Source organism: Spiroplasma endosymbiont of Stenodema calcarata, from assembly GCF_964031205.1.
GTDB lineage: Bacteria > Bacillota_I > Bacilli_A > Mycoplasmatales > Mycoplasmataceae > Spiroplasma.
In genome coordinates this window covers 716,042-729,841 of record NZ_OZ035018.1, presented here as the reverse complement: position 1 = coordinate 729,841, position 13,800 = coordinate 716,042, and the positions used below count along the sequence as shown (strand labels likewise).

The window sequence follows — 13,800 nt, the reverse complement described above, 5'->3', positions numbered from 1 at the left end:
AGGAGGAAAAAATTAATGCAATATCTGCAAAAATTAGGAAAAGCTCTGCAATTCCCAATTGTTGTCTTACCAATTGCAGCCTTGTTACTAAGGTTGGGGGGGGTTATGAACGATGCTTCAATCAACCCTGATTTAACACAAACAGGGACACTATCCGTGATTTGATACATTGGTTCAATTTTCCAAGCAGTTGGAAATGCCGCAATTTCAAATTTAGCGCCGCTTTTTGCAATTGGATTAGGATTTGGAATGGCGAAAGATTTTCGGGGAGAAGCTGCTTTAGTAGCATTCTTTGGATGAGCAGTGATTGAAAGATTAATGGGAATTATCCCACAATGATACTATAATAATGCTTTACTAGGTCATACCCCAATTGGTAATTTTCAAGATAATCAATTTTGAGCTGTGCCACATTCACAGATCTTATATGTCTTTGATTTTAGTTCCGGCGATGCTGTAAATGGATATGGCGCCAAATACAACATTAGTATGGGAGTCTTTGGTGGTATTTTAGCTGGATGTCTTGTTGCTTTAATCTACAATAAATATTCAAATATAAAATTACCAGCAGCGTTAGGATTCTTTTCGGGTCGTCGCTTTGTTCCAATGATGACTGCTGCTTATTTCCTACTTAGTACCTTTGCTTTAGCGGCAATTTGACCATGATTCCAATTAGGATTACAATATCTTGGATATGGGTTAGGAGCAATCCCCCCATTAGGAGCATTTTTCTATGGAATCTTTAACCGGTTATTATTACCATTTGGTTTACACCAAGTATTAAATACTTATTTATGATTCCAACAACCAATTATTGGACATCTAATGAACTATCAAGGGGATAATTTATGGCGCATTGTTGACGGTGTTTTACAATGAGCAGATTATTCAATTAATAGTAATGGTGTTCTAACTATTAACGGGTGAAATTCAAATGGAATTTTAACAACCATAAATGGTGACATTAATGCCTTTTTACATAAATTATATGCTGATGCTAAATTTGGTTTAGCCGGAGGAAGTGGAATGTTCCAATCAGGATTTTTCCCAATGATGATGTTTGGTTTACCAGCTGCCTGTGCTGCAATGATTTTATCAGTCAAAGATAAAACTCGTCGTGCTGAATATGCTGGAATTCTAGGATCTGCCGCAGGAGTATCATTCTTAACAGGTATTACAGAACCAATTGAATTCTCATTTGTCTTCTTAGCACCAATCTTATTAGGATTGCATGCCTTGTTAACAGGAGTATTTGCCGCAATTACCGTTGGATTTGGGATTCGGGTTGGTTTTGGTTTCTCAGCAGGATTTATTGACTGAGCAGTTTCAATGAAAACTTCATGAGATATGGCAACAATTTCATCAACGTTACAATCAGGAGTTTATAAAGTATTAGGAAATCCATTAATGATTATTCCAATTGGAATTGCTGAAGGAGCTGCGTACTTCTTTAGTTTCAAATACATTATTAAGAAAATGAATTTATCAACCCCTGGCCGTGAAGACGAGGCTGCGATGATTGCAAAATCACTTGGAAAAAGTGTTGAAAAACATGCTAAGAAAAAAGCTTTAAAAGAACAACAAATAACAAACATAAATGTTGCCACAGCTACAAGCACAAGCAATGTTAATGTTCCTTTACAACCTGATCATGGAATTAATCAACGAATTGATATTCAAAAAGATCCCGCGGGACCATTAAAATTAGCGCAAGTTATTTATGATGCAATTGGTCATGATAATTTAGTTAAAGTTGATAATTGTATGACAAGATTACGATTAACCGTTGAAGACAATACTAAAATTGACCAACAAAAAATTAAAAATGCTGGAGTTGCCGGAATGGTTTTAGTTTCGAAAACCAAAGGAATTCAAATTATTGTTGGATTAAATGTTGAATCGGTCGCAACTAAATTATCCGAAATTTCTGGAAAATAATATTGAGAATAAATATATTATATAAAAAAGCAAAGGTATCTTTGCTTTTTTATTTTCGTTTTTTCTGATAATTATAAACTGATGATAAAACACAACTTTGTGGGGCAAATTTTGTTAATATTTTTACTAGCTTATTAACACGTCCAGTTATAATGTAATTTTTTCGCTTTGTTTTTAACCCACGCTTCAAACTTTTTCGGGCATACGTTGTTGTTTTCATTACTTTAATTGTTGAATGATATTTTGCATCTTTTTGGTTACTACTTCGATTCCAAAAATCTGTTTTTAATGGTCCCGGACATAGGGTAATAACACGAACCGATGATTTTGTCTTTTTTAACTCCGTATTAATCGCAACACCTAAACTTCATACATAAGCTTTTGAAGCATAATAACTTGCAAAAACAGGAGCCGGAGTAAATGCCGCTAAGCTACCAATATTTAAAATGCGACCATTATTTTGATCAATAAAGTGTTGCACAAATAATTTTGTTAAGATATGTAAAGCTTTAATATTCAAATCGATAATATTCATTTCTTGTTCTAAATTTGATGCACTAAAATATCCTCATACTCCATACCCAGCATTATTAATTAAAAGCGTTATATTTTCCGATTTTACATCATCAAATAATTGATAACAATTATTTGAATCGCTTAAATCGTAATTTAGCATTTTAATATCCTGATTTGGATATTTTTCATGCAAAATATTAAGCGATGTAGTATCGCGGGCTACGGCAATAATATTATAACCAAGTTTTAATAATTCCTCACAATAGCAATAACCTAAACCTTTACTAGCCCCTGTCACAACCGCTCATTCATTTTTATTTTTGATCTTATTTGCCATTCGCAGGTTGTTCACTTTCTAATTTTGGTTTTTTACTAATCACGGTCATATCAAATAATGCTTTTCGATTCAAGAAAATATAATTCCCAGCCGCTGCAAGAGATAAAATGGTTGCTAAATACATTGGAATCATAATAATTTGATTAACTCAGCCAAATTCATTTCACTGACCAGTTTTTAAACTGTCACCGCCAAACATACGAAAACCAATAAAAAATAAAATTGTCATTCCAAACATTTCAACGGCGGCACGAATCCGACCTAATTGATTTGCTGCCATTACTACTTTTTGTGTTGCTAAAATTTGGCGCACAACATCAATCACAAAATCACGAGCAATCAAAATAACGACCATTCAAACTGGAATAATATTTGCACAAGCAAAAACAATTAAGACAGTATTTGTTAATAATTTATCAGCGATTGAATCAAAAAATTTTCCAAAAGTAGTAACTTGATTATAACGCCGTGCAATATAACCATCTAATAAATCAGTTAAACTAGCAATGATAAATAATATCCCGGCAATTAAATAACTAATTGGCAATGAATAAGTTATAGTTGGTCCGGTAATTATTAATCATTCATTTCAACCATTATATAAGGATGTTCCTGCAAATGGGACAATGACCATTAGACCAATAATTATTGGTATTAAAAAAATTCGAATTAATGTAATACGATTAGCTCAATTCATTTTTACTCCTCTTTTCTAAAGATATTCTTTTTTGTGACAATTTAATATTACTTACATATTATATTATATAAATGTATAATATTAAAGAAAGTTTTTGAGGGGAAAAAGAAAATGACAGAAGAATTAATCCAATTATTACAACAAAAACAATTAACAATTGCAGCATATGAATCAGTAACTGGTGGTGTTTTTAGTCATTTTTTGACAAATATTCCAAATGCTAGTGAAGTCTTTTTAGGTAGTATTGTTACATATACTAATAATGTTAAAGTTCACATTGGTCATGTCCCAGAAACAATTATTGCTCAATATGGCGTTGTTTCAAAACAAACCGCCGAAGCAATGGCCATTGCTTGTCAACATCAGTTTAAGAGTGATCTTGCTGTTAGTTTTACCGGAAATGCTGGCCCAGGGCAATTGGAACCATCTTTGCCACAATTATTTATCAAAATAATCCTAGCACCTTTGAATTATCTTTAAACAAAACTTGACCACGTACAAAAATTAAATCAATTGCAGTTACAACAATAATCAAGCATCTTTTAGAAATTATTTCAAAATAAAAAAGGAATAATCATTTAAAAGAGATAAAACTAGTTAGAAAGGAGCATTGCAAATGGAAGAAGATAACAAAGTCACTTCTGATAATACCAAAGCCATTGATCAAGATGAAATCTTAAAAAATGTTATGAAAGAAATTGAACGCGCATATGGTAAGGGTGCTATCATGAAATTAGGTGATAAAAGTAACTTAACAATCGAAGCAATTTCAACTGGTAGTTTATTACTTGATGAAGCAATTGGGGTTGGCGGCTATCCTAAAGGAAGAATTGTTGAAATTTTTGGTCCAGAATCTTCTGGAAAAAACAACATTGTCTTTGCATGCCATTGCTGAAGTACAAAAAAAAGAATGGTCGAGGAGCTTTTATTGATGCAGAGCATGCTTTAGACCCTAATTATGCCAAAAAACTAGGGGTTAACATTGATGAATTAATTATTGCCCAACCTGATTCAGGTGAACAAGCATTAGATATTTTAGAAATCCTTGTCAAATCAAATGCCATTGATTTAGTTGTAATTGATTCAGTAGCAGCATTGGTACCAAAAGTAGAATTAGATGGTGAAATGAGTGATGTTACAATTGGGGCCCAAGCACGGCTAATGAGTAAAGCCCTTCGAAAATTAAATGGGGTAATTAGTAAAACAAATTCAATTGTAATTTTTATTAATCAAATTCGAGAAAAAATCGGAGTATTTTTTGGTAATCCCGAAACAACAGCTGGGGGTAGAGCTTTACGATTTTATGCTTCGGTCCGATTAGATGTTCGGCGAACTGAAACATTAACAACATCGGGAATTGCAACTGCCAATAAGGTTAAAATTAAAGTGGTTAAAAATAAAGTTTCACCACCATTCAAAACAGCAATTGTGGATATTAATTACAACGAAGGAATTGATAAATATTATGAATTAATTGATTTAGCAGTAAAATATGATATTTTAGAAAAAACAGGGGCCTGATATGCTTATCAAAATAATAAATTAGGACAAGGTCGCGAACGCGTAAAAGAATATCTTAAAATGAATCCAATTGTTTTTGATGAAATTTACCAACAAATTATTTGTAATTTTAACGCTAATTCTTAATAAAATTTAAATTACGGAGGTTATAGAGAACATAACCTCTGTTTTTAATAAACTTTTGTTAATGTTTGAATTATTTTATATAAAATAATTTGTTAAATTAAAAAATACTTGCAAAAATTTTGCAAATAAAATATAATAGTTATGTAGTTTAACAAGTTACATAAAAACTAATTAGTTATTAATATGGTCCAATCTTAATAATTAATTAAGTTTTAACAATATGTTTCCCTTGTAAAAGACTACAAAACTATGACTTTAATTTCAATTAAATACACTTTATAATTGTATAATCATTAAACGATCCAATATAATATTACTTTTAATTACTAAAAGTGATTTGTTTATAAAATTATTAAATCAATAATATCCAATTGAAATTATCGTCGAAAAATCTATATGTTGCCTTTGAGCGCTTTACTTTCATTAAAGCGCTTTTTTTATAGTAAAATTAGAAAGATACGTTTATAATTAAAACAAAGAAGATTAATAAGAGGGGAATGTATAAATGCAAGACGGATTAGAAAAACAATTAGAACATAATTTAAAAGGAACAGAACAAGCAATGTTTGATGCTTTATTAAAAAGCTATTACCTAGATGATGATCAATTAGATTACTTGCATAAACATTACCGCCCAATTTTTACGATTGCGGATAATGAAGATTGTATTTGTTTAAGTAAGCAAAAATATAAAATGTGTTGTAAACCAAAAGTATTAAATTCATCGCAATCACGAGCAGAATATATTTCAATTTTACAAGCAGTAGGGGACCCCAAATTAAAAGAACAATATATTACACAGGAAAGCATTCATTTTCAAAAAGTTTTACAAGAATTTTTAACCCGAACATGTCTATTACAAGACTGTGACAAACAAGTAGCATCACATAACCTTTATTCAATTGATGACAGTACTAACTGTTATTATTTAAATCGTTATAATTCAAAACATTTCTTTAAAAGTGTTAAAACACCATTTTTAGATTTAACAATCGACAATAAACCTCCATATGTATTTCATCTTTTTTGCCAAAATCATCTTAATGCATATTTAATGTCGGAAAAAGAACTTTCGCCACAATTAGCAGCTCTTTTAATAAATATTAATGATAACCTAATTGACCATCAAGAAGTTTATCAAACTTATTTAGCCTTTTATCAACAGTTAAGTGTTGCTGAACAAGTAATTTTAACAATTAAGTTACGACGAATTATGAAATTACATTTAATTTATGAATTAGAATTATATCGTTTAATTAATGATCTAGATAATAATAATCGGAATTATGTTATTAAAAAAATCATTTTACCAAAGGAAATTACTTCAATAGCTTGAAATGATATTTTATTAGCACAATTGACCCCAATTACCTTCCAAGCAATTAATTCTCCTAATAACCGATTTTTACCAAATAAAATATTGTACAGTCGTTTAATTAAACAAAATAAAACTAGCGAAGTTCATTTTATTTATCATAAAAATAATCGAATTTTTACGACCTACTTTGCAGAATGAGAAGAAAAAAACAAAAATGAAAAACAATGACATAATTTTATTGCCAGCCTTATTATTAATCAAGGCACACATTTTTTAATTAATAAAAAATATTATGATAAATTAAACGAAAAGACAAAAGATTTAATTAATATTTATTATTATAATCGATTCGAACAACCACGAAATTCAGCTGAAGAATTAATGCTACAAACTTTTATCAATAATTTCAATAATGGAATTAATATTTTAAAATAGAAAGTGGATGACAATGACAACATTAGGATGAATTATAATTGGGGTTTTTCTTGCATTATTAATGATTTTTGTTGGTTTTTTATTATGATTTTATCAAAAAAAACAACATTTATTTTATCAAATCTATAAACAATTAGAAATTGATAATCAAGAATATATTAATAATAACCTCCAAACTTTAACTTTTTCCGAAATTAATGTTAAGTTCAAATTACAACCGGCCGAAAAAGTTTTTAGTAATACTCCTGTTACTGTTTATCTTTATCGTCGTTCAAAAATAGTACCTTATCAGGCACAATCAAAATATCATATTCCTTTTGATAATGGTATCAATGTTGGTTATGGCGATGGTAAAAAGATTAAACAAATTGAACAAGTTCCATTCCAACAAGGTACTATTTTTATTACCAACCAACGAATTTTAATTATTAATAATGACATTACAACAATATGAGATTTAAAAAAGATTAATAATCTTGAATTAAGTATTTTTCGAATAAATAATACTTTATTCCAAGGATTTTATTTATATACTGAACAAAAACGTTTCATGATTATTGTCAGAGGATTTGAAATCCCGTATTTAATTTATAAGGTGTGAAAAAATAATGGATAACTATTGACTGGCAATTATTTTATTCGGAAGTATCTTAGGAATAGCAATTGTTATTGTGATAATTTTAGCATGCTTTCAACAACGACAAATTAAACAATTTAAACAACAGCACCAAAAGTTGCAAAAAGATATTGATAATAACCAAATATTTTTGAATGATCAATTAACAGAAATTACCATTAATTATGAATTACCTAAAAATGAAAAATGTTATTATCAAGCAAAAATATCTGGTTATGAAATAATTAAGAAAAAAAAACTAAAACAAAAGGCATATTATTTACAACCATCGAAAACTTATCAATATCATATTGAAAATCTCCCGGGTTATTTAAATCTTACTTCAAGATCAGGACCAGAAACAATTAATGGCGAAATATATGTTACCAATTATCGATTAGTAATTACAACAAAACCCCAGAATGTAATAATTTGATTAAAGGATATTAATTTTGCTTTACCTAGTGTTTTTAATCTTAATGGTTTATATCAAATTGGTTTTTTTATTAGCACGAATGAAAAAATTTATCGTTTTATTACAAATGATGTTAAAATATCAATGACAATTTTTAAAATATGAAAAGGGAAAGGAAAATAAACATGAAAATGCATATTATTTTAATTTTTACTTTAATTCTAATGCTTGCTTTATATACCTTTCATATTTTATTCGTTTTACATTATCAAAAACAAAAACAAAGTAATAATTTTATTAAAGAATATAAGTGAAAACAAATGTTAATTTTTATATTTGGGATGATTTACTTTCTTTTAACGCCTTTGAATGCTTTTATTATTATTGATTATATTTTACTAATGGCCTTAACGAATCTTCCTAATATTCTCGTCTATTTATTTGTTATTATTGCAATTTGTAATTATGTTTTAATTCTTACTTATTTAATCATCCAAACTTTAGTTAATAATAGCTTATGAATTAAAGTTAATAATGACACTATCTTTTTTTTAAATGAAGAAATTGCATTATCACAAATTATTGGAATTGATATTAATGGTTTTTTTAACAAAGTTCTTTATAATCTTGATGGTGAAATAGAAAAAAAAGTAATTATTGGTAAAAAGACATTCCAGTTTTTAGAACAAATTAATATCACAACCTAAAAAGATTACCTGCTGGGAAAACAAGTAATCTTTTTCTTTTAAAAACAAGAATAATTATGTTGGCGAAAATAAGGGTTTATCAAGGAAAGGGGCTCCGCCCCTAAGTCGCTCCGCGACTTTTACCCCTTTAAGTAAGGTGGTGCGTGATAAACCACCGCACCACCTTACTTTTTTTTTTTTTTTTACCAACAACATTATTATTTTACTACTAAAAATAGCGTAAAAGTCCGTTAACCATTGCTAACACTAAGATAGAACTTAACATAATCTTAAATGTAATATCAAAAGCAAACAAATTACCAATATTATTAAACAATTCAGAGACATTACTAAATACATGTACTATCCCATTAACAAAATTATAAACTTCTTTCATACCAGGCAAATTATTTACCAACCAAATTCCAGCATTTTCAATATGGCAAGCAATATTATATCAACTACAATTTTTATATGGTATTTTTCAAATATCACCACCATTAATTTCATTATTTCAATCAGTAGCATTATAAATACTAAAATTAAACCCAAAAAGATATAAAGTAGATTCACTAGGCAAATTTTTACTTTGAAAAGTAATTATATTAAAACCACGATATTTATTAGTATCTATTGTCATATCAAGAATTTTAATCTTATTTTCATAACCACCATTACCATTACCGGGCAATACATCAGTTAAATAATCTCAATTTGATAAATAAGAATAATAATTATCATTTGAATTAATTTTAAAAGCATTTGCCAATTTTACTTGATATTGTGGGTCAATACCATTAGAAACTCAAAAATTAAAAAGCATTGACTTAGGATATAATAAAAAACCATTTTTTACAAAAAACGAAAAACCTAAATTCCCAGTTAAACTAGTAAAAATTAAATATTCTTTATAATTAGAAACATCAAATAAAGTCCTTAAAACATTAGAATAAAAATAATCTAAAAGATTAAACAATAAATCTAAATCATTAAAATTATCAGTTAATTTATTATTAACATAAAACTTAAAATTATCTTCTTTTAAATTATTTAAATTAATTACATTACGATAATTAAAATTAAACATTAAAAAATTTAAATCAAAATTTCTTGCACTTTGATTAGCAAAAAACGGAACAAAAAATAAAGGTAAAGCATTCATATTTAAAGTAAATTTATATTTTATTCCATTAAATAAAATTTTAAAACCTATTGCTTCACTAACACTACTACCCTTATCTGGTTTTCAATAAAATTGATTATACGGGTTAGGGTCATTACCATTTTGAGTTTGATTTCATCAAGTTAAATAAAAATCATCTTTCAGAGTACTAAAAAGAATTTTTCTAAATCAATAATTAATATCATCTTTATCAACACTTACACCACTATACAAAGGAGTTTGAATTCCAAAACTAAAAGCATAATTACTAGGTGCTAAATCTTGCATAAAATAATCTTGTCGCAACATTAAACTAGATTGAAAATCATATTTATTTAAATCAGAATATGATAAATCTTTAAAAACATCATTATTTTTCAATTCTAATTTATAAACATTACTAAAATAATTTGTAGTTATAGTACCACAAAAAAGAAATATTCAACCAAACATTAAATAAAAAACAACAAAGATATCTAATAATCGTTTTCGCATTATTTTAACCCCCCTAAACAATAAAAATAATTCTAATACCCATAATAATAATTCCAAACGCCATATATAACTGAAAAATAGGGTGTGTAGCAATAATAAATAACTGTGCCACTAATTTATAAAAATCATTAGCAGACTCTAAATAATGTTTAACAGTAGAAAAACCTAAATCTGTTGCCATAACAATATTAGCAATAAAACCAAACCCAACAGTTAAACCAATAACAAAGAAAAATATTAACTTTAACATTATTTTTCATTCTCCTTATTACTACTTTTAGAATTATTACTTATATTTTTAACTCCATTAGATATTTGTTTACTTGCTTGTAAAGAAGAACGAGAAACAGAACTTAAACCACGAGAACTATTAACCAATAACATAATGACATTTATTACACCGCCAATTACTCACAATACAAATAAAGGAATATCTGTACCAGGCAATTTTAAAGTTCACATTCAATCCATAATTTTCATAAAAATATCAACTATGGTATTAATAGCACCATTTCATACATCATTAGCAAATAAATTAATCATTATCTAATTCCCCCAAATTTTTTAATAAATGTTCCATACCCATTTCTCGTAATTCATTAATCGTAATATCTTTTTTAACAATACTAGGTCAATTTTGTTTAATATAACTTGGTACTTTATCATTTTTTAAATCACGCACAAATTTTAAATATTTACTATCATATTGCATTGCAATTGATAAAGGAATAGTTATTTTAACAAAATTAATACCAATATCTTTATTTGATTTTTTACGAACTCTTTTACCGTTCGCTGTTCGTTTAACAGTTTCAGTTTTTCATACTAAATAATCATCTAAATCATCAAAGAAACCTATTTTCATTTTAAAATAAGGAAAAAATATACTAGGTTTAATACATTGCATAGGAACAATAATCATATTAGCAATTTCTCTATATTCCACTCAATTCTGATTAATTCGTTGCCCAGCAAAAACAATATTATTATCAAACTGACGACATAACAAAAAATATGGAATTAAACCACTAAATTTTTTATTATTTTCTTCTGGTTTAGCACCATTCATATATAAAAATATTTCATCAAATAAAATTAAACTATCGTTTGGCGGTATCTTATAATTTTTATTTTTAAAATCTAAATGGTTTAAACCTAAAACTCCAATTTTTTCATCATTAATAAAATAGTTAGAATAAACATTATCAAATTTAGCAATTTGCGATAAATAAGTCATTAATAAAGTTTTTCCAGTACCCAAAGCACCATTAATAATTGATATTGGACTACTTTTAATAATTTTAATCAATTTTCGTGTTTGAAAAAGATTACTAAAAAAAGACCAAAAAAAGATAATATCAAAAATTACTAAAAAAATAAAAAGGATAATATCAATAACTGATGTAGAACTAAAATATATAAACTGTAAATTAAAACAAACAATAAAAAGATAAAATAAAATATTTGCCATAAATCAATTTACAAATCAATAAGAAACTTTAATATTTTTTTGCCTTCTAAACAAATTAAAATAATTTTTAAACATAACTACACCACCAACCTTATAGTTTTATATAAAATAAATATTGATAATCAAATTAAGAAAAATACTACCAATCAAACACCTATCATTATCACTGAATAAGTAATATCATCAATAGAACTACCAACAAAGTTATTAATTTCAACTTTAGGAATAAAATAAAAAATCTGCAAAAGTCCTTGATATACTCGTTGCAAAAAAATATTTCATTCCATTATTTTATCCACCTAAAAATAAAACTTAAAATTAAAAACAACATACCAAAAACCAATATCAAAAATACAATAAATATCACAATATCTAAAATAATAGGATGATTAATACCAAACATTATAGTCATAAATTGATAATATAAATCTCATACACTTTGCATTTTTTTACATTCCTTTCGTAAATATTAATTACTAAAATTAAGGTTAGAATTTATCACAAATATTAGTATCCGTGAATTAATTTTCTGATTGTTTCAATTCCCAAAACCACAAACATTAAAACTAATGGAATAATTAATAACATATGTGATCCTAAAAAACTAATAAATCAGTTTGTAAAAGCAATCGCCCAATCAGCAAGAATACCAGCAAAATCTGCTATCTGCTTAATAACACTTGCATCAGGGTTATCTTCAAATAAATTTACATTCATATAAAACTCACTCCTTAAATACTAATAATTCATAATAAAACGTTGGCAATTTCTAACCTTAATTTTAGTAATTAACATTAAAAACTAAAATCAATTTTTATACTTGCCAACGTATTTGATTGATATTAACTTATTTATCTCAATTCTTTCATAATTTCTTTTTTCAATTTTTTTGATTTAATTTTTGAAATTTTTGAAATTTATTTTCTTGTTTCATTTTTTTTATTTCTTTTTTACAAAGAATACATATTTTTTTAGAATATTCATTCCAAAAATAACATTTAAATAAAACCTCTTTTTTTTCTTTCAAATAATCTTTTTGTAATATTTTCAATGTTTCTAAAAAATAATCTTTTGAATGATAAATTGAAATACTTTGTTCTTGTTCTAATTCTTCAATTAAATCATTTAAATTTTGAATAAAAATATAAATCAACTCCTTTTAAATTTTATTCAACAGATTTATCTGCTTTTTTAATTTTTCGTTTTCCCCATTCTTTAAATTCTACTTTTTTAGAACAATGGGGACAAATTAAATATTTATTTTTAAACTTAAATACTACATTTATTATTAAAAATATAAAGAACATAAACATTAGTAATGTTAAAAAAATAGTTACAAATACAGTCATTAATTATCACACTCCTTTTTTTCTGATTCTAATTTTTTAATTAATAAATAATTTATTTTATTTTGTAATTCTGCATTTTCTAATTTTAATTTATTAGTTTTTCTTGTATAAAGAAAATGGTCGACTAATAAAATAGTTAAATCACTAAACAAAATAACTATAAATAAAGCTAAATAAATATCTGCCATTTAACAATCATTCCTTTCTATATTTAACATATAATTTTTAACTTGTTCTACTAATAATTTAAAATGTTGTTCTTCCATATTACCAATATTAATAACATTATGATTAAGATATAATTTAATTGCTTTTTTTAACATAAATAATGGTATTTTAGTAGGTAAACATTGATGTATAACATTAACTAAATATTCTAATCGTTGTTTATACAATTTAGTTTGTTTTTTCATTATTCATCTTTCTTACTAGGTAAATTGTCATATTTTGAATTGTCTATTAAACTAATTTTTGTTATTATTTTACCGCTATGATAAGGTAATCTGTATTGTTCTACATTAAAATCTTCTTTATATAATTGATTTTTTTCTAACTCAACAAATAACTCTTCTAATTCATCTAATAAAATGTTGTATTCTTTTGATTTTAATTCTTTTAAAATTTTTTTAATTCTTTTCATTATTTAATCTAGAATAATATTGATTAATTAAAATTTGATTATTATTAACACAATATCAGCAATAATTAGAACCTTGTT

General features: G+C 26.3%; 19 protein-coding genes and 1 pseudogene. 7 read left to right on the top strand and 13 right to left on the bottom strand.

The window, feature by feature from the left end; translation table 4 throughout:
- Positions 1–15: 15 nt before the first annotated feature.
- Positions 16–1,938 (top strand): PTS transporter subunit EIIC, encoded by a 1,923-nt coding sequence (locus tag ACQH24_RS03950; protein ID WP_425380660.1) that lies wholly within the window; start codon positions 16–18, stop codon positions 1,936–1,938.
- A 49-nt stretch (positions 1,939–1,987) separates the two neighbouring features.
- On the opposite strand, the gene ACQH24_RS03945 is transcribed toward ACQH24_RS03950, so the two are convergent.
- The gene (locus ACQH24_RS03945) at positions 1,988–2,791 is read right to left on the bottom strand and encodes an SDR family NAD(P)-dependent oxidoreductase (protein ID WP_425380659.1); all 804 of its coding nucleotides are present in this window, start codon (positions 2,789–2,791) and stop codon (positions 1,988–1,990) included.
- Positions 2,781–3,488, bottom strand: a complete 708-nt coding sequence (gene pgsA, locus ACQH24_RS03940) for a CDP-diacylglycerol--glycerol-3-phosphate 3-phosphatidyltransferase (RefSeq protein WP_425380658.1) — start codon at positions 3,486–3,488, stop codon at positions 2,781–2,783. The genes ACQH24_RS03945 and pgsA overlap by 11 nt, the downstream gene beginning before the upstream one ends.
- Positions 3,489–3,599: 111 nt before the next feature.
- Here pgsA and ACQH24_RS03935 point away from each other — a divergent pair, with 111 nt between their 5' ends.
- The 6 genes and pseudogenes from ACQH24_RS03935 (at position 3,600) to ACQH24_RS03910 (ending at position 8,626) form a co-directional block, all read left to right on the top strand.
- Positions 3,600–3,968: a CinA family protein gene (locus ACQH24_RS03935; protein WP_425380657.1), complete on the top strand. Its 369-nt coding sequence runs from the start codon at positions 3,600–3,602 to the stop codon at positions 3,966–3,968.
- Positions 3,969–4,104: 136 nt separating this feature from the next.
- Positions 4,105–5,135, top strand: a pseudogene (gene recA, locus ACQH24_RS03930) (recombinase RecA).
- 505 nt (positions 5,136–5,640) lie between these two features.
- Positions 5,641–6,888, top strand: a complete 1,248-nt coding sequence (locus ACQH24_RS03925; RefSeq protein ID WP_425380656.1) for a hypothetical protein — start codon at positions 5,641–5,643, stop codon at positions 6,886–6,888.
- Positions 6,889–6,901: 13 nt separating this feature from the next.
- Entirely contained in the window at positions 6,902–7,504 is a 603-nt protein-coding gene (locus ACQH24_RS03920) for a hypothetical protein (protein WP_425380655.1), read from the top strand.
- Positions 7,497–8,102 carry a hypothetical protein gene (locus ACQH24_RS03915; RefSeq protein WP_425380654.1) on the top strand — a complete coding sequence of 202 codons (606 nt, stop codon included), beginning with the start codon at positions 7,497–7,499 and terminating at the stop codon, positions 8,100–8,102. The genes ACQH24_RS03920 and ACQH24_RS03915 overlap by 8 nt, the downstream gene beginning before the upstream one ends.
- A gap of 2 nt (positions 8,103–8,104) precedes the next feature.
- On the top strand, positions 8,105–8,626 hold the full coding sequence (locus ACQH24_RS03910) for a hypothetical protein (protein ID WP_425380653.1): 522 nt from the start codon (positions 8,105–8,107) through the stop codon (positions 8,624–8,626).
- 208 nt (positions 8,627–8,834) lie between these two features.
- On the opposite strand, the gene ACQH24_RS03905 is transcribed toward ACQH24_RS03910, so the two are convergent.
- The 11 genes from ACQH24_RS03905 to ACQH24_RS03855 form a co-directional block, all read right to left on the bottom strand.
- Positions 8,835–10,262: a spiroplasma phage ORF1-like family protein gene (locus ACQH24_RS03905; RefSeq protein WP_425380652.1), complete on the bottom strand. Its 1,428-nt coding sequence runs from the start codon at positions 10,260–10,262 to the stop codon at positions 8,835–8,837.
- Positions 10,263–10,275: 13 nt separating this feature from the next.
- The gene (locus ACQH24_RS03900) at positions 10,276–10,512 is read right to left on the bottom strand and encodes a hypothetical protein (protein ID WP_425380651.1); all 237 of its coding nucleotides are present in this window, start codon (positions 10,510–10,512) and stop codon (positions 10,276–10,278) included.
- A complete protein-coding gene (locus tag ACQH24_RS03895; protein ID WP_425380650.1) occupies positions 10,512–10,805 on the bottom strand; it encodes a hypothetical protein in 294 nt (97 codons plus the stop codon). Before ACQH24_RS03895 ends, ACQH24_RS03900 begins: the two co-directional genes overlap by 1 nt.
- The gene (locus ACQH24_RS03890; protein ID WP_425380649.1) at positions 10,798–11,733 is read right to left on the bottom strand and encodes a hypothetical protein; all 936 of its coding nucleotides are present in this window, start codon (positions 11,731–11,733) and stop codon (positions 10,798–10,800) included. The genes ACQH24_RS03895 and ACQH24_RS03890 overlap by 8 nt, the downstream gene beginning before the upstream one ends.
- A gap of 77 nt (positions 11,734–11,810) precedes the next feature.
- Positions 11,811–12,020, bottom strand: coding sequence for a DUF2649 family protein (locus ACQH24_RS03885; RefSeq protein WP_425380648.1), 210 nt, complete (start codon positions 12,018–12,020; stop codon positions 11,811–11,813).
- Positions 12,021–12,240: 220 nt separating this feature from the next.
- Positions 12,241–12,450: a hypothetical protein gene (locus ACQH24_RS03880; protein ID WP_425379612.1), complete on the bottom strand. Its 210-nt coding sequence runs from the start codon at positions 12,448–12,450 to the stop codon at positions 12,241–12,243.
- 130 nt (positions 12,451–12,580) lie between these two features.
- Positions 12,581–12,886, bottom strand: a complete 306-nt coding sequence (locus ACQH24_RS03875; protein ID WP_425380647.1) for a hypothetical protein — start codon at positions 12,884–12,886, stop codon at positions 12,581–12,583.
- 13 nt (positions 12,887–12,899) lie between these two features.
- Complete coding sequence (locus tag ACQH24_RS03870; protein ID WP_425380646.1) at positions 12,900–13,082, bottom strand: hypothetical protein; 183 nt, start codon at positions 13,080–13,082, stop codon at positions 12,900–12,902.
- Positions 13,082–13,270: a hypothetical protein gene (locus tag ACQH24_RS03865; protein WP_425380645.1), complete on the bottom strand. Its 189-nt coding sequence runs from the start codon at positions 13,268–13,270 to the stop codon at positions 13,082–13,084. Before ACQH24_RS03865 ends, ACQH24_RS03870 begins: the two co-directional genes overlap by 1 nt.
- Entirely contained in the window at positions 13,271–13,495 is a 225-nt protein-coding gene (locus ACQH24_RS03860; protein ID WP_425380644.1) for a hypothetical protein, read from the bottom strand.
- Positions 13,495–13,722, bottom strand: coding sequence for a hypothetical protein (locus tag ACQH24_RS03855; protein WP_425380643.1), 228 nt, complete (start codon positions 13,720–13,722; stop codon positions 13,495–13,497). Before ACQH24_RS03855 ends, ACQH24_RS03860 begins: the two co-directional genes overlap by 1 nt.
- Between the last annotated feature and the right edge of the window lie 78 nt (positions 13,723–13,800).